At 66.8% G+C, this 15,446-nt stretch carries 11 protein-coding genes; 5 read left to right on the top strand and 6 right to left on the bottom strand.

Annotation, left to right across the window (positions count from 1 at the left end):
• Window positions 1-96 precede the first annotated feature (96 nt).
• The 4 genes from AC5P5S_RS01455 (at window position 97) to AC5P5S_RS01440 (ending at window position 6,312) form a co-directional block, all read left to right on the top strand.
• On the top strand, window positions 97-1,128 hold the full coding sequence (locus AC5P5S_RS01455) for a LacI family DNA-binding transcriptional regulator (protein WP_024956968.1): 1,032 nt from the start codon (window positions 97-99) through the stop codon (window positions 1,126-1,128).
• A gap of 136 nt (window positions 1,129-1,264) precedes the next feature.
• Entirely contained in the window at window positions 1,265-2,167 is a 903-nt protein-coding gene (locus AC5P5S_RS01450) for an ABC transporter ATP-binding protein (protein WP_049459132.1), read from the top strand.
• Between the two features lie 12 nt (window positions 2,168-2,179).
• On the top strand, window positions 2,180-5,764 hold the full coding sequence (locus AC5P5S_RS01445; RefSeq protein ID WP_062606674.1) for an ABC transporter permease/M1 family aminopeptidase: 3,585 nt from the start codon (window positions 2,180-2,182) through the stop codon (window positions 5,762-5,764).
• 167 nt (window positions 5,765-5,931) lie between these two features.
• Window positions 5,932-6,312: a hypothetical protein gene (locus AC5P5S_RS01440; RefSeq protein ID WP_062606672.1), complete on the top strand. Its 381-nt coding sequence runs from the start codon at window positions 5,932-5,934 to the stop codon at window positions 6,310-6,312.
• On the opposite strand, the gene AC5P5S_RS01435 is transcribed toward AC5P5S_RS01440, so the two are convergent.
• From AC5P5S_RS01435 to AC5P5S_RS01410, 6 genes are all read right to left on the bottom strand, one after another.
• Window positions 6,302-6,610, bottom strand: a complete 309-nt coding sequence (locus AC5P5S_RS01435) for a hypothetical protein (RefSeq protein ID WP_062606671.1) — start codon at window positions 6,608-6,610, stop codon at window positions 6,302-6,304. The two genes, AC5P5S_RS01440 and AC5P5S_RS01435, sit on opposite strands and share 11 nt — an antisense overlap.
• Window positions 6,607-7,071: a GNAT family N-acetyltransferase gene (locus AC5P5S_RS01430; protein ID WP_062606669.1), complete on the bottom strand. Its 465-nt coding sequence runs from the start codon at window positions 7,069-7,071 to the stop codon at window positions 6,607-6,609. The genes AC5P5S_RS01435 and AC5P5S_RS01430 overlap by 4 nt, the downstream gene beginning before the upstream one ends.
• A gap of 150 nt (window positions 7,072-7,221) precedes the next feature.
• The gene (locus AC5P5S_RS01425) at window positions 7,222-7,608 is read right to left on the bottom strand and encodes an SseB family protein (RefSeq protein ID WP_062606668.1); all 387 of its coding nucleotides are present in this window, start codon (window positions 7,606-7,608) and stop codon (window positions 7,222-7,224) included.
• Window positions 7,609-7,729: 121 nt separating this feature from the next.
• Window positions 7,730-9,445, bottom strand: a complete 1,716-nt coding sequence (locus AC5P5S_RS01420) for an alpha-amylase family glycosyl hydrolase (RefSeq protein WP_062606666.1) — start codon at window positions 9,443-9,445, stop codon at window positions 7,730-7,732.
• The gene (locus AC5P5S_RS01415; protein ID WP_012479383.1) at window positions 9,445-10,932 is read right to left on the bottom strand and encodes an MFS transporter; all 1,488 of its coding nucleotides are present in this window, start codon (window positions 10,930-10,932) and stop codon (window positions 9,445-9,447) included. The genes AC5P5S_RS01420 and AC5P5S_RS01415 overlap by 1 nt, the downstream gene beginning before the upstream one ends.
• Entirely contained in the window at window positions 10,929-13,121 is a 2,193-nt protein-coding gene (locus tag AC5P5S_RS01410; RefSeq protein WP_060380876.1) for an MGH1-like glycoside hydrolase domain-containing protein, read from the bottom strand. The genes AC5P5S_RS01415 and AC5P5S_RS01410 overlap by 4 nt, the downstream gene beginning before the upstream one ends.
• Before the next feature lie 237 nt (window positions 13,122-13,358).
• Between AC5P5S_RS01410 and AC5P5S_RS01405 the strand changes: the two genes are divergently transcribed.
• Window positions 13,359-15,410 (top strand): glycoside hydrolase family 97 protein, encoded by a 2,052-nt coding sequence (locus tag AC5P5S_RS01405; RefSeq protein ID WP_062606664.1) that lies wholly within the window; start codon window positions 13,359-13,361, stop codon window positions 15,408-15,410.
• Window positions 15,411-15,446 lie beyond the last annotated feature (36 nt).

The following is a 15,446-nucleotide window of genomic DNA, read 5'->3' as shown; positions in this document are numbered from 1 at the left end:
TGACTTACCCTCGCTTCGGTGGACATCCGGAGGGGCATTGGCGTCTGCCCATGGCATCATGCCCAAGCTCCTCCCCCTGCCCCCTCCCGCGTTCCCATGACGATCAAAGGCAAAGCCACCTCCCTGGACATCGCCCACCTGGCCGGGGTCTCCCAGCCGACCGTGTCGCGGGCCCTGCGTGGCAGCCCGATGGTCAACGCCGAGACCCGCGAGCGCATCCTGCGCATCGCCCGCGAGCTGAACTACAAGGTCGACAAGAACGCCTCCAGCCTGCGCCTGCGCAATGCCGGCACCCTGGCCCTGCTGTTCTTCGAGGACCCGACCAACGACGACTCGCTGATCAACCCGTTCTTCCATTCGATGCTCGGCTCGATCACCCGCGCCTGCGCCCTGCACGGGCAGGACCTGCTGGTCTCGTTCCAGCAGCTGTCCACCGACTGGCAGGCCGATTACGAGGACAGCAACAAAGCCGACGGCATCATCCTTCTCGGCTACGGCGACTACCACGAATCGCGCGATCGCCTGCAGCGGCTGGTTGAACAGGGCACGCACTTCGTGCGCTGGGGCGCCGCCCTGCCCGGCCAGCCCGGCGTGTCGATCGGCAGCGACAACTTCCAGGGCGGGCATGACATCACCACCCACCTGCTGCAGCAGGGCTGCCGCCGCATCGCCTTCCTCGGCCATGCCTCCAGCCATTACCCCGAATTCCAGGAGCGCTACCGCGGCCACGTCGCGGCCCTGCAGGACCACGGCCTGGCCGCCGAACCGGCACTGCAGCACGATGCGATCACCACCGAGGCGTCGGGCCAGGAAGCCTGCCAGGCGCTGCTGGCACGCGGTGAACCGATCGATGCGATCTGCGCCGCCAGCGACCTGATCGCCATCGGCGCGATGCGGGCCCTGCGCGAGGCCGGGCTGCGGGTGCCACAGGACGTGGCGGTGACCGGCTTTGACGACATCCCGCTGGCGGCTTCGGTGTCCCCGGCGCTGACCACCGTGCAGCAGGACACCAAGCAGGCCGGGCAGCTGCTGGTGGAACGCCTGTTGGCCCTGATCGGGCGGCAGCCGGTGGAGAGCCAGAGCATCCCGGTGAAGCTGGTGGTGCGGGAATCGTCGCTGCGCCGGTAAGCGCGGCCAGGCCTCCCGCCCCGCCCCGCCCCAACGTGTAACGGCGGAATTCTCCCCCCATGACCAACGGCGGATGCGCACGGAGGCTGATGCGCGGATAACGCGCAGACATCGCCCATGGAAAGGTGTACGTCGCATGCTGAAGATCGATTCGCTGTCCAAGACGTACGCCAACGGCGTGCATGCGCTCAACAACGTCAACCTGGATATCCCGCGCGGCATGTTCGGCCTGCTCGGCCCCAACGGCGCCGGCAAGTCGTCGCTGATGCGCACGCTGTCCACCCTGCAGGAGGCCGACAGCGGGACGGCGACGCTCAGCATTCCAGGCGAGGCGCCGATCGACGTGCTGCGCGACAAGGACGCGGTGCGCCGCCGGCTGGGCTACCTGCCGCAGGATTTCGGCGTGTATCCGAAAGTCAGCGCGCTGGACCTGCTGGAGCATTTCGCGGTGCTCAAGGGCCTGACCCAGCGCGCGCAGCGCCGCGAGGTGGTCGATGGGCTGCTGCAGCAGGTGAACCTGTGGGACGCGCGCAAGCGCAAGCTGGGCACCTACTCCGGCGGCATGCGCCAGCGCTTCGGCATTGCCCAGGCGCTGCTGGGTGACCCGCGGCTGGTGATCGTCGATGAACCCACCGCCGGCCTCGACCCGGAAGAACGCAACCGCTTCCTCAACCTGTTGGCGGCGATCGGCGAGAACGTGGCGGTAATCCTCTCCACCCACATCGTCGAGGACGTGACCGATCTGTGCCCGACGATGGCGATCATGAACAAAGGCCAGGTGCTGCTGACCGGGCGCCCGGCCGATGCCATCGACGCCCTGCAGCAGCAGGTCTGGCGCAAGCAGGTTGATCCTTCGGAACTGGCCGACCACGAGGCACGCTACGTGGTGCTGTCCACCCGCCTGGTCGGTGGCCGCCCAGTGATCCACGTGCACAGCGCCAACGACCCTGGCGACGGCTTCGCGGCCGTGGCTCCCGACCTCGAGGATGTGTACTTCCAGCGCCTGCGCCTGCAGGCCCGTGCCCGCGCGGCAGCCTGAGCGGAGCACGCCATGATCCTCAACTTCTTCCGCTTCGAGCTGCGCGAGCAGCTGCGATCCCCGCTGCTGTGGCTGCTGGCCGGGCTGTTCGCCCTGCTTGCCTTTGCCGCCGCGTCCAGCGACGCCGTGCAGATCGGTGGCGGCACCGGCAACGTGCACAGCAACGCGCCCACCGTGATCGCGCAGATGCTGGGCATCTTCACCCTGCTCGGCATGCTGGTCACCGCGCTGTTCGTCAGCAACGCGCTGTTGCGTGACTTCGAACTCGGCACTGCCGAACTGATCTTCGCCAGCCCGGTGAAGCGCAGCGATTACCTGGCCGGGCGCATCGCTGCCGCCCTGGCGGCCGGGCTGCTGGTCTACATCCTGATCGCGTTCGGCCTGTGGCTGGCGCCGTTCATGCCCTGGGTCGATCCCGAACGCATGGGCCCGATCAGCTGGCAGGGCTATGCCTGGACGTTCGCGGTCATCGTCATTCCGAACCTGTTGTTCACCACCGCGCTGTTGTCGCTGCTGGCAGCGCTGACCCGCTCGATCCTCTGGGTCTACATCGGCCTGGTGGCCTACCTGGTCCTGTACGGCGCCAGCGCGGCCCTGCTGCGCGACATCGACAATACGTGGATCGCGGTGCTGAGCGAACCGCTGGGCATGCGCGCACTCGGCCGTACCATCCGCTACTGGTCCACTGCCGAACGCAACAACGGGATTCCCGAGCTGGCCGGTTACCTGCTGGCCAACCGCGCCCTGTGGTTGGGCGTGGCTGCCGCGCTGTTCGCCGCCACCTTCGCGCTGTTCCGCACCGAACGCAGCGGCAGTGGCCGTCCGCGCTGGGGCCGCAGGCAGGCGCAACCGGCTGCCGATGCCAGCGTGGTCCGCCCCACCCGCGCGACACTGCCGCGCGTGATACCGGCGTTCACTGCCAGCACGGCGTGGCAGCAGTTCCTGCGCCAGGTCCGCTTCGATACACGCGGCGTCCTGCGCAGCGTGCCGTTCATCGTGCTGCTGGTGCTGGGCCTGGCCAACTTCCTGCCCAGCGCGCTGTTCCGGCAGACCCTGTACGGCACCTCGATCTGGCCGGTCACCTCGCAGATGATCATGGGCCTGCAGGGGGCCTTCAGCTGGCTGCTGGTGATCATCGTGCTGTTCTTCGCCGGTGAGCTGGTCTGGAAGGAACGCAGTGCGCGCATCAATGAAGTGACCGATGCCATGCCGGTGCCGAACTGGGTGCCGCTGCTGGCCAAGTTCACCGCACTGCTGGCCGTGATCATCTGCTTCCAGGCCGCCGGCGCGCTGGCGGCGATGGGCGTGCAGCTGGCCAAGGGCTACACGCATCTGGAGCCGTTGCTGTACCTGCGCAGCCTGGCGCTGGATTCGGTGGTCTACATCCTGATGGGGGGCCTGGCGCTGGTGCTGCAGGTGCTCACCAACAACAAGTTCGTCGGTTACGCATTGCTGATCGTGGTGATGATCGGCCAGGGCGTGCTCGGCCTGCTCGACTACACGCAGAACCTGTACAACTTCGGCAGCTGGCCCAACGCGCCCTATTCGGACATGAACGGCTACGGCCACTTCCTGACCGGGCAGCTGGCGTTCCAGGGCTATTGGGCCCTGTTCCTGCTGACCTTGATGTGCCTGGCGTCAGCCTTCTGGGTACGAGGTGTCAGCCAGGGCCTGCGTCAGCGCCTGGCCCTGGCCGGCCGCCGCCTGCGCGGCCCGACCGGTGCCTTCGCCGCAGTGGCCGCCCTGGCCTTTGTCGCCGTGGGTGGCTGGCTGTACTGGAGCACCAACATCCGCAACGAGTTCGTCTCGCCCGACCAGCAGCTGGACCTGCAGGCCCGCTACGAGCGCGAGCTGTCGAAGTACCGCAACCTGCCGCAGCCCCGCATCGTGGCGGTGGACAACCGCGTGGACCTGTCCCCCGAATCGCAGTCGATGGTGATCGATGCGAACTGGACGGTGCGCAATACCCACGCCACGCCGATCCAGGACGTGCACGTCTCGATGGGCGATGACAAGCAGCTGGTCGCGGTCGACCTGGGTGGGCAGACACTATCGATGCATGACGCCGATCTCGGCTACCGCATCTACCGCCTGCAGAAACCGCTGCAACCGGGTGAAACCCGCAGCGTGCATTTCCGGGTGGTGCAGAAGCCCAACGGCATCACCGCGGGCCAAGCACCAAGCAACATCGTCGACAACGGCACCTTCTTCAACAGCCGCGTACTGCCGTCGTTCGGCTACAACGAAGGCGCCGAGATCAGCGACCGCAACGAGCGGCGCAAGCGCGACCTGGGTGAGCCGCGGCGCATGCCCAAGCTGGAAGACGAAGCCGCGCGTGCCAACACGTACATAGCCAACGATGCCGACTGGCTCGACTTCCGCACCACGATCTGCACGGCACCAGACCAGGTGGCGCTGGCCCCGGGCTATCTGCAGCATGAGAGCACGGTCAATGGCCGGCGCTGCTTCAGCTATGCCATGGATCGACCGATGCTGAACTTCTACGCCTATCTGTCGGCGCGCTGGGAGGTGCGCAAGGCAAAGTACAAGGACATACCGATCGAGGTCTACTTCGATCCGGCGCACGGCTACAACGTGGACCGGATGATCGAAGCGGTGCAGAAATCGCTGGCCTACTACGAGGCGAACTTCACCCCGTACCAGCATCGCCAGGTGCGCATCATCGAGTTCCCGGGTTATGCCCGCTTCGCGCAGTCGTTCGCCAACACCATCCCCTACTCCGAGGCCATCGGTTTCATCGCCGACCTGCGTGACCCGGACAAGGTGGACTACGTTTTCTACGTAACCGCGCACGAGATCGCGCACCAGTGGTGGGCGCACCAGGTGATCGGTGCCAACGTGCAGGGCGCGACGGTGCTGTCCGAATCGCTGTCGCAGTATTCGGCACTGATGGTGATGGAGCAGGAGTACGGCCGCCAGCACATGCGCCAGTTCCTCAAGCGCGAGCTGGACGGCTACCTGTCCGGCCGCGGCGGCGAGGCCATCGAGGAACAGCCGCTGGAACGTGTGGAGAACCAGCAGTACATCCACTACCAGAAGGGTTCGCTGGTGTTCTACCGGCTGCGCGAGGAGATCGGCGAGCAGGCGCTTAACCGCGCATTGAAGCGCTTCCTGCAGGACAAGGGGTACCAGCAACCGCCGTACACCACCTCACGCGAGCTGCTGGACTACATCCGCGCCGAGACCCCGGCCGACCGCCAGCAGCTGGTCACCGACCTGTTCGAGAAGATCAGCTTCTACGACAACCGCGTAATGGCCGCCAGCGCCCGCAAGCGCGATGACGGCCGCTACGACGTGACCCTGGACCTGCACGCCGCCAAGCAGTACGCCGACGGCAAGGGCAAGGAGAGCGACGGAAAGATGGATGACTGGGTCGAGGTCGGCGTGTTCGCCAATGGGCCGTCGGGCAAGGAGCGCGACCAGAAGGTGCTGTACCTGCAGCGCCACCACATCACCAGCGCCGATCCGAAGATCACGGTGACCGTGGATGAAAAGCCGGATGAAGCGGGCTTCGACCCCTACAACAAGCTGATCGACCGTGTGAGCGATGACAACCGGCGCAAGGTAACGATGTGAGGTATGCGGTGGTGCCAGTCAAATGGCTGGCATCACTGCTGCAGACAGAAACGACATGCCACGCCCAATTGCGTCATTTAAAGTCCTGATTGGCCAGAGATGCAGGGACACCACCAGATTCCATTTCAAGGCAAGCGATACTCTCCGTGAACCTTCGAGAGGCCGCGATGACATCCAGCCATATCTACTTCGCCGCACACGGAATCTCCGCATCACTGAACTGGGCAGCCGAGGTATTGGCCGACTGTGGTCTTGAGCTCGAATTGGAGCTGGGTGGGAACAGTGTTCTCATTACGGGCGATGAAGACGTTCGCCTGCGGCTCTCTCTCAACGACGCGCCCCATGTCCTCCAGGAAGCCATCGAGCTAGCGCATGGCACTGGACACGTACATGCCATGAGCCAGTGCACGGCCAGATTCGAGATCTCAATCACCGACCTGGAGGCGGTTTTGGATGAGATGAACACGCTGATCGAGGTCCAGCAGACACTGCTCACCGCCGTGGACGGTGTCCTGTGGAACGAGTGGAACGAAGCACTCAGCCGGTGATTTCCGGCTGAGGCCTGGCCTTCGGCCCCAGCAACGCCAGCAGCACGAAGACCACGATCGAGGCGACGGTACCGAGCGCCGCCGGCAACCCGAACGCCCATGCCGAACGGCGCTGCTGGCGCGCCCACTGGGCCAGATGCCAGGCCGCGCCCAGGTTGATCAGCCAGGCAATGACGAACACCGGCCATAGCACCATGCCCACCGCGCGCAGCAGGGGCATGGACACCAGCGCGGCAGCGATCGCCGCGATCAGGAAGATCAGGGCCGAGCGGGAATGGCGTGCCGTGGGTACGCTCATGCTGCCAACCTGCGCACCATCACCAGCACGCGATAGCTGCGGTTGTCGGCTTCCTGCAGCGGCTTCCAGCCCAGCCGCGCATACAGCCCACCGTCCAGGGCCTCGGTCTGCAGGTAGAGATCGGAAACCCCCATCCGCACCGCCTGCGCCGCTGCTTGCTCCACCAGCGCGCCAGCCAGCCCACGCCCGCGATGGCTGTCGGCCACGAACACGCTGCCCAGCCAATGTTCGTACTGTGGGAACGCCTGCATTTCCCGCCGCTTGAGCTGGACTGCGCCAACCACCTGACCGTCATCGAATGCGGCGATCAGGTGCGGGAAACCTTCGGCATCCTGTGGCGGATTGAGCCGCTGCAGTTCCTGTTCCAGTGTCAGGCCGGCGTCCTGGCCCCATTCCGCGTGGTACCACTGGGCCAATTGCTGCCGTTCCGGTGCGTCGGCGGGTAGTCCCCTGAATTCCATGGCAATGCCTCGATCCCGATGTCACCCAAGGGGATCATGGACGGCGCCCGAAGGGAAGCCTTCTGTAGCGTCGAGCCATGCTCGACACATCAGGCCATGCGCGAAAGGCAGTCGAGCATGGCTCGACGCTACAAATGGCGCGACGGCAACTCAGCCCTGGGCGAAGTCCTTCAGGATCTCGCCAACGCCGCTGGGCGAGATCTCGAAGCCCAGCGGGGTACCGGGGTTGATCACCACGCCGTAGCCACCCGGCACCCGGCGCAGCACGTCCAGCATCCGCCAGCGGATCTGGTGTTCGGCCTGCTGGCTGTAGATGCCCACCCGCGACGGATCGGTGAACACGGCCACGTGCAGGGTGCCCTGCTTGTCGAACAGCAGCGGGTCGAAGCCGCTGCCATCGGGGGTCACCAGGCTGCCGGTCAGCAGTACCACCTCGGAGGCGACGAAGGCCTCCATGAAGGCGCGGATCGGCACCGACCCGTCCATCGCCGCCTTCAGCAGGGTTTCGATCGGGGTCTGCGGGGCGAGGTCGGTCATGGCGATACGGCGGGGCGTGAGGGGTGCCTATTGTGCCGGATGCGGCCAAACCCGGTAGTGCCGGCCACTGGCCGGCACCTGCAGGTACCCGGAATCCGGGGCTGCCGGCCAGCGGCCGGCACTACCGCCCCAGACGCTGGTCCCGCGCCTTCTGGTCGGCCATCGCCTTGTCCAGCTCGGCCTGCAGCGCCGGCTGCTGCACGGCAGCGTCCAGCACATAGACCTTCACGCCGTGCGCGGGCACGTCGGCCTTCAGCAGACCGTTCACCTGCAACGAACCGCCGTCCAGCGCATCGCGCCAGCGGCCCGCCTGGACGTAACGCGACACAGTGAAGCTCTTTGCCCTGTCGCCCTTGTTCAGCAGCACCAGCGCGGTCTGCGCCACCTCGCCATGCTGCAGCACGCGCAAGAACACCGCCTCATCGCCCTGCAGGCGCTCGTTCACCTGCAGGCCGCGCTGCAGCGCCGGGGTGGCTTCGCGCAGCCTGGCGATACGCTGCAGCGGCGCGAAGATCGGGCTCTTCGGCGCCGCATCCACACGCGGCTGGCCGAAGTACGCACGATTGCCGGCATGCTCGGCACGGCCACGCATGAAGCCCGTCTCCGAACCGTAATAGACCACCGGAATGCCGCGCGCGGTGAACAGCCAGTTGTGCGCATCGATGAAGCCGTTGTCACTGGCCTGAAGGCGCGGCATGTCGTGGTTGTCGTAGAAGCTCATCAGCTCGTACGGATTGGCATACGGGCCACCGCTCAGGTGCAGTGGCTCAGCCAGGGTCTCGAAGCCCTTGTTGGCGGTGCCGAAGCTCTGCTCCAGTGCGCCGCGCAACGGGAAATCCAGCACGCTCACGTTCGCGTTGGCGGGCCAGGTGTGCTCGGCGATGCGCGCGGCATCGTAGTCGAACGCTTCGCCGAACATGAACATGCCCGGATGCTCGGCGCGGATGCGCTTGACGAATTCATGCCACCACGGGTGCGGCAGCCAGCCGATGGTGTCGATGCGCAACGCGTCCACGCCCTGCGCGGTCCACTGCAGGTAGGCGCCGACCAGGTAGTCCATCACCGCCGGATTGTCCTGGTTGAAGTCCGACAGCTCGGCCAGGTTGCCGTCGAAGATCGAGCCGTCCTTGCTGTCGACCGGACCGATGTTGTTGTAGAACGCGTGCAACGGGTTGTGCTTCGGATCCAGTTTCTGCGGCGGCAGGTTCTGGTGGTCGGCAATCAGTTTTCCGTCCTTGTCGAAGATCTGCCCGAACTGCGGCTGCCGTGTCGGCATGGTCCAGGCCGGCGAACCGTGGTTGCCTACGATATCCAGCACCACCTTCAAGCCAGCACCGTGCAGGCCCTTGGTCAGCCCGGCGAAGTCCAGGTCTCTGCTCGGCAGGTGCTCGTCGAGCTTGTAGAAATTGATGCCCCAGTAGCCGTGGTAACCGGTCTTGCCGCGGTCGGTCAGCGTGCTGGTGCAGCTGATCGGCTTGCTGCCGGTAAAGGCCTCGTCCGGGTTGTCGACGATGGGCGTGATCCACACCGCACCGAAGCCCAGGTTGCGGATGTACTGCGCATTGTCGAGCACGCCACGGAAGTCGCCGCCGAGATAGCCGATGTTGCCGTCCACCTTGTCCGGGCACGGCACCGGGATATCGAAGGTGCGGTGCGCGCCACCCTGGTCACGATGGTCGTTGGACGGATCACCGTTGACAAAGCGGTCGGTGACCACGAAATACACCGCATCGCTGGCGAACGGCTCGGTGGTGCCGACGTAGTCCGGGCGCGGCGCGGCCGCGGCCTGGCCGGCGAACAGGGCAAGGGAAACAGCAACAGCCAGGACACCACGCATCACACCACCTCCGGACGGGACGGAACCCGCAGCACGCACAGGCCGGCCAGGAACAGGCTGCAGCCGCCCAGCACCAGCACATGCATCGGCTGGCCACCCAGCCATGCGCGCAGGGCAAAGCCAAGCGCACTGGCCGCCACCAGCTGCGGAATCACGATGAAGAAATTGAAGATGCCCATGTACACACCCATCTTCGACGCCGGCACGCTGTCGGACAGCAGTGCATACGGCAACGACAGGATCGAGGCCCAGGCAAAGCCCACACCCACCATCGACAGCAGCAGCCAGTGCGGGTCGCGGATGAACATCAGCGAGACCAGGCCAGCGCCGCCCAGCCACAGGTTGACCAGGTGGCTCCAGCGCAGGCCGATCGCACGCACCATCGGCGGAATCAGCACCGCCGCCAGCGCAGCGAAGCCGTTGTAGGCGCCAAACAGCACGCCCACCCAGTTGGCACCTTCGTTGTAGGCGGCCGACTGTGGATCGGTCGAACCGAAGTGGGTACCGGCCACCGCAGCGGTGGTGTAGATCCACATGGCGAACAGCGCGAACCACGAGAAGAACTGCACCCACGCCAGGCGGCGCATGGTGACCGGCATCGCGCGCAGGTCGCCGACGATGGCGGCCAGCATATGCGTGGCCGGCAGCGCGCGCGCCGCCGCCAGCAGCAGGCCGTAGCCGGCGCACAGGCCGGCCAGCACGTACAGCATCCTGTCGCCTTGCCGCCAGGTGATCAGCAGCGCCAGCAACACACCCAACCCAAGCCACAGGGTCACCCGCGTCCATGAAGCCGGGCCGTTGATCGCGGCCGCCGCGTGATGTTCCGGTGGCTCGGCATCATCGAACCCGGCCAGCTCCGCTGGTGAATATTCGCGGGTGCTGACCACCGTCCAAGTGATCGCCGCGAGCAGCACCACCGCGCCGAAGTAGAACGCATAGCGCACAGTGTCGGGCACTTCCCCGGCGGCCGCGGTGTTGGCAACGCCGAAGTGGGCCAGGATGAATGGCAGGAAGCTGGCGACGATGGCGCCCACGCCGATGAAGAAGCTCTGCATCGCGTAGCCGGCCGGACGCTGGCGTGGCGCCAGCTGGTCGCCGACAAAGGCACGGAACGGCTCCATCGATACGTTGATCGAGGCATCCAGCACCCACAGCGTGCCGGCCGCGATCCACAGCGTCGGCGAGTTCGGCATCACCAGCAGCGCCAGCGTGGTCAACACCGCACCGATCATGAAGTACGGACGACGACGACCCCAGCGGGTCCAGGTGCGGTCGGACAGGTAACCGATCACCGGTTGCACCAGCAGGCCGGTCAGCGGCGCGGCAATCCACAGCCCGGGTACCGCGTCGATGTCCGCACCCAGCGTCTCGAAGATGCGGCTGGCGTTGGCGTTCTGCAGGGCGAACCCGAACTGGATGCCGAGGAAGCCGAAACACATGTTCCAGATCTGCCAGAACGACAGCTGCGGTTTGGCGGGACGATTCATCGTGCACCCTCTTCCATCGCCACCGGCGCCACCGTCAGCGCCTGCACCTGGGCCTGGTTGAGCACGCCCTCGCGGCCGCCCTTGCCACCGGTGTAGTGCGCGAAATGTTCAAGCGCGCTCATGTTGAAGCCCTCTTCAAGCGCAACCGTGCATTGCCCCTTTGGCACCGTGAATGTTGCCGAGGTCGAGTCCTGCACGGCCACGCTGTGCGGCAGCGTGACCGTATGCCGCTGCAACGGCTGGCCCGGGCACTGCAGCACCAGCTGCTTGACCGCAGCCGTGACGCCGGTGTTGATCGGCCCGTTCGGGTTTCGATATTGCAGGCGCAGGCGAACCTGCCCGGCCTTGGCCGAGGTGAACTGCCAGCGCTGCGCACCCTTCAGCACCTGCTGTGGACCGACGCAGACCATTGGGCTGTGCAGCGATTCCAACGCGCCTTCGCGTCGGGTCAGGCTGAGGCAATGCTGCAGCCCATCGTCGCTGATCTGCACCTGGCCATTGCTGGCGACGACGGCCCTGCCGTCCTTCCACAGAACCTGCCCGGCTTGCACCGGAACGTTCCAACCCGTGCCCCTGCGCAGGGCCTGCGGTGCCGCGGGTGTTGCGGGCGCACGCGCGTTGGCATCCGCAGTCGTGGCAGCGAAGCCTGTTGCTGCCGGGGCAGTCACCAGCTGCACCGTGGTGGTCGTGCCGCGCGTGGTGGTCCTGCCCGCCACCAGCAAGCCATCGCCCACGCTCTGCGGACGCTCCAGCACATAGCGCTTGCCAGTGACTTCCAGGCTGATGCTGCGCTGCGTGCCGAACAGTTCCGGCACCAGCGCGGCCGGCAGCTTGGGCTGCACGCGGCCATCGTCCTGCACGCCGAACACGCCTTCGACCACCATCGACAGATACCCGGCCACCGACCACAGCTGGCGTTCGGAGTTGACCACCGGGCCGCTCAGCGCGCCTTCCTCGACATGCACGGCCTGGCTGACCAGCTCGTAGTTCTCCATGTTGGAACCGGCCAGCGCGGCGCCCCGCATCAGCGAACGGATCTCGGCGGCGATGCGCGGCGCATCGTCCAGCTGCCGCGCCGCACGCAGCGAGTAGGCGCTGACAAACGGCCAGATCGCGCGGTTGTGGTAGATCGGCTGCTGCGCTTCCTGCGGCCAGACCACGGGGCTGCCGGCTGGCCCCATCGGGTAAGCAGCCAGTGCACGGCGTGCGCGCTCGGGCGGCAGCACCCCGGCGAGGATGCCCAGCGACAGGCCCAGCAGATCGACCTTGGCGTACGGCACCGGGTGCGCGGCTTCGCCGATGTAGCTCATGTACTGGCCGATATCCTCGCGCCAGAAGCGCGCATCGATCTGCTGCGCCAACGCATCGGCCCACGCCTTGTAGTCGGCCGCGCGGGCGTCGCCGTGCTGGCCGGCCAGGCGTTCGGCCAGGCGCAGTGCCTGGTAGTGCAGCACGTTGGTGGACAATGCGTAGGAATCACCGATGAAGCGCACGTCCTCGCGGGTCCAGTCCGGATAGGTCTGCTCGCGCCAGTCCAGGAAGGAGGTCTCGCCACGGTACAGGCCCACCTGCGCGTCGAACACCATTGCGCGGTCCTGCGCCAGCGTGCCCTGCAGCGCCTGCCAGATCTGGTCGGCAAACGCGCGATCCTCCAGCAGATGACGTGCCGCCAGGAACCACACCACGCGATCGCTGCTGATCGGCCAGCTGCCACCGGAACCGGTGTCCTGCGCCACGAACAGGCCGGGCGTGTGCCCGTCGCGCGCCGCCGACAGCTTGAACTGCAGCGACTGCCGGGTGCGTCGCGGGTCCAGCCGCGCCAGCGCCAGATCGGCGGCGAAGCTGACATCGCGGGTCCACACATAGGGCCAGCGCGCGCCGGTCTGGAAACACTCGCACGGCACCGGTCGGCCTTCGTCGAACGCGGGATCGCGGATCGCGTCCACGCGGTCCTGGTCCATCTCCTGCTGGGCCAGCGCGAACAACGCGTCGAACATCACGCTGCCGGTCTGGCTGCGCATCGGTGCGGCTGCGATCTGCACTGCGCCCTTCGGCGCATGCAGAACAAAGCCGCCGTTGGCAGCGGCTTCGGCGCGCGCATGGCGGCCGTCGAATTGCAGGTCGGCCGCCTGCGCGGTCGATCCCAGCGCTGCCCCCAGGGCAGCGGTCAGGCAAATGATCTTCAGCATCGAAGCGGCGGACCGGCTTGCGCCCGTCGGCCTCCCTCCCTCTCTGCACGCGTTGTAGGTCCGCACCGTCGTTGCCGGCGGGCGGGCGCGGCCCCTCCCTCAAGGTGCCTTGGCCCCATGGTAGACGCGGGGCTGTCGGCTGCGTCCAGCTGCATACGTATTCATGGCGCCACGCGGTAGCGCGCCTGCTGCGCTGGCTTATGGTCCGGGTCTGCCAACGGCGCCTTGGGAGGGGAAATGCCGATGCCACACACGGTTGTACGCGCGCTGTTCGCGCACATGTTCGGCCTGGCCCTGTTGGGCGTGGCCACGCTGGCGCAGGCCGCGCCACAGGTCGCCAGCGTCGAATCACCCGGCAAGGTGCTCAAGGTCAGCCTCGTGCTGGACGGCGGCACCGCCCGCTACCGCGTCGAGCGTTTCGGCGAACCCGTGGTGGAGGATTCGAAGCTCGGCTTCGCCCTGCGCGACGGCCGCCTGGACCGCGATTTCGCCCTGCTTGGCCAGCAGCGGCGCAGCGTCGACGACAGCTGGGAGCAGCCGTGGGGCGAGCGCCGGCTCACCCGCAACCACTTCAACGAGCTGACCGTGCAGCTGGCCGAAACCACCGGGAGCAAGCGTCGGCTGGATGTGGTGTTCCGCGCCTACGACGATGGCCTGGGCTTCCGCTATGTATTCCCCGAACAGCCGAACCTGCACGAGGCGATCATCGATGACGAACTGACCGAGTTCGCCATCGCACCTGAATCCACCGCTTGGTGGATCCCCGCCGGCGAGCCGATCCACTACGAATATCTGTACCAGCGCACGCCGCTGCGCGAGGTGCCGCTGGTGCATACGCCGATGACCGTGCGCAGCCGCGATGGCCTGCATGTGGCCATTCACGAGGCCGCTCTGGTGGACTACGCCGGCATGTGGCTGCGGCGCACCGAGGGGCAACGCCTGCGCGCGCAGCTGTCACCCTCGGCCGAGGGCTGGAAGGTGCGTCGTGCCCTGCCCTTCGCCACGCCGTGGCGCACGCTGCAGATCGCCGACCGCGCCGGTGGCCTGGTCGAATCGGACCTGATCCTCAACCTCAACGAGCCCAATGCGCTGGGCGATGTGAGCTGGGTGAAGCCTGCCAAGTACGTGGGCGTGTGGTGGTCGATGCACCTGGACAACGAGAGCTGGGCCACGGGGCCGAAGCATGCAGCCACCACCGCCAAGACGAAGAAGGTGATCGACTTCGCCGCCGCGCATGGCTTCCGCGGCGTGCTGGTGGAGGGCTGGAACCCGGGCTGGGACGGCATGTGGGTGGGCAACGGCTACGACTTCGATTTCACCCGGGCCACGCCCGATTTCGACATTGAAGCGCTGTCGGCATATGGCCTGAAAAAGGGTGTGCACCTGATCGGCCACCATGAAACCGGCTGCGCCATCGAGCACTACGAGGACCAGCTGGGTGCCGCGCTGGACCTGTACGCACGGCTGGGCGTGGACCAGTTCAAGACCGGCTACGTCTGCGACGATGGCCAGGTCGACCGCCGCAATCCCACGGGGGGCCCGCTGTGGCGCGAGTGGCACGACGGGCAGTTCATGGCCCGCCATCACCTGAAGGTGGTGCAGGAGGCTGCGCGCCGGCACCTGTCGGTGAACCCGCATGAGCCGATCAAGGACACCGGCCTGCGCCGCACCTACCCCAACTGGATCTCGCGCGAAGGCGCGCGCGGCATGGAGTACAACGCCTGGGGCCAGCCGCCGAACCCGCCGGAGCACGAGGTCAACCTGGTGTTCACCCGCATGCTGGCCGGGCCGATGGATTACACCCCCGGCATCCTCAGCCTGAAGGGCCGCCACGGCCAGGCCATCCCCAGCACGTTGGCCCGCCAGCTGGCGCTGTACGTGGTGCTGTACAGCCCGATCCAGATGGCCGCCGACCTGCCCGAGCACTACCTGCAGCGCCGCGAGGCATTCCGCTTCATCGAGGACGTGGCGGTGGACTGGGAGCAGAGCCGCGTGCTCGATGGCGAAGTGGGCGACTACGTGACGATCGTGCGCCGTGACCGCAACAGCCGCGACTGGTTCCTCGGCAGCATCACCGACGAACACGGCCGCGTGCTGCCGGTATCGCTGGGCTTCCTGGAGCCAGGCGTGCGCTATCGCGCCGAGATCTACCGCGATGGCGAAGGCGCCGATTTCCGCAGCAATCCGTTCGCGTTCGCGCGCGAAACCCGCGAGGTGACCAGCGCCGATGCACTGACGCTGGTGCTGGCACCGGGCGGTGGGCAGGCCGTTCGCTTCACGCCGCTGTGAATGCCCCGGTAGTGCCGGCCGCTGGCCGGCAAGCCG

The sequence above is a fragment of the Stenotrophomonas sp. YJH_SMC_54 genome (assembly GCF_059368435.1).
Note: the sequence above shows the minus strand (reverse complement) of the source record. Positions and strands in the feature narration are given on the sequence as shown.

Excerpts from the sequence above, each read along its gene's own strand:
- AC5P5S_RS01410 (WP_060380876.1), bottom strand. The coding sequence starts at position 13,121 with ATGCTGAAGATCATTTGCCTGACCGCTGCCCTGGGGGCAGCGCTGGGA.
- AC5P5S_RS01450 (WP_049459132.1), top strand. The coding sequence starts at position 1,265 with ATGCTGAAGATCGATTCGCTGTCCAAGACGTACGCCAACGGCGTGCAT.
- AC5P5S_RS01445 (WP_062606674.1), top strand. The coding sequence starts at position 2,180 with ATGATCCTCAACTTCTTCCGCTTCGAGCTGCGCGAGCAGCTGCGATCC.
- AC5P5S_RS01425 (WP_062606668.1), bottom strand. The coding sequence starts at position 7,608 with ATGACCGACCTCGCCCCGCAGACCCCGATCGAAACCCTGCTGAAGGCG.
- AC5P5S_RS01405 (WP_062606664.1), top strand. The coding sequence starts at position 13,359 with ATGCCGATGCCACACACGGTTGTACGCGCGCTGTTCGCGCACATGTTC.
- AC5P5S_RS01420 (WP_062606666.1), bottom strand. The coding sequence starts at position 9,445 with ATGCGTGGTGTCCTGGCTGTTGCTGTTTCCCTTGCCCTGTTCGCCGGC.
- AC5P5S_RS01430 (WP_062606669.1), bottom strand. The coding sequence starts at position 7,071 with ATGGAATTCAGGGGACTACCCGCCGACGCACCGGAACGGCAGCAATTG.
- AC5P5S_RS01435 (WP_062606671.1), bottom strand. The coding sequence starts at position 6,610 with ATGAGCGTACCCACGGCACGCCATTCCCGCTCGGCCCTGATCTTCCTG.
- AC5P5S_RS01440 (WP_062606672.1), top strand. The coding sequence starts at position 5,932 with ATGACATCCAGCCATATCTACTTCGCCGCACACGGAATCTCCGCATCA.
- AC5P5S_RS01415 (WP_012479383.1), bottom strand. The coding sequence starts at position 10,932 with ATGAATCGTCCCGCCAAACCGCAGCTGTCGTTCTGGCAGATCTGGAAC.
- AC5P5S_RS01455 (WP_024956968.1), top strand. The coding sequence starts at position 97 with ATGACGATCAAAGGCAAAGCCACCTCCCTGGACATCGCCCACCTGGCC.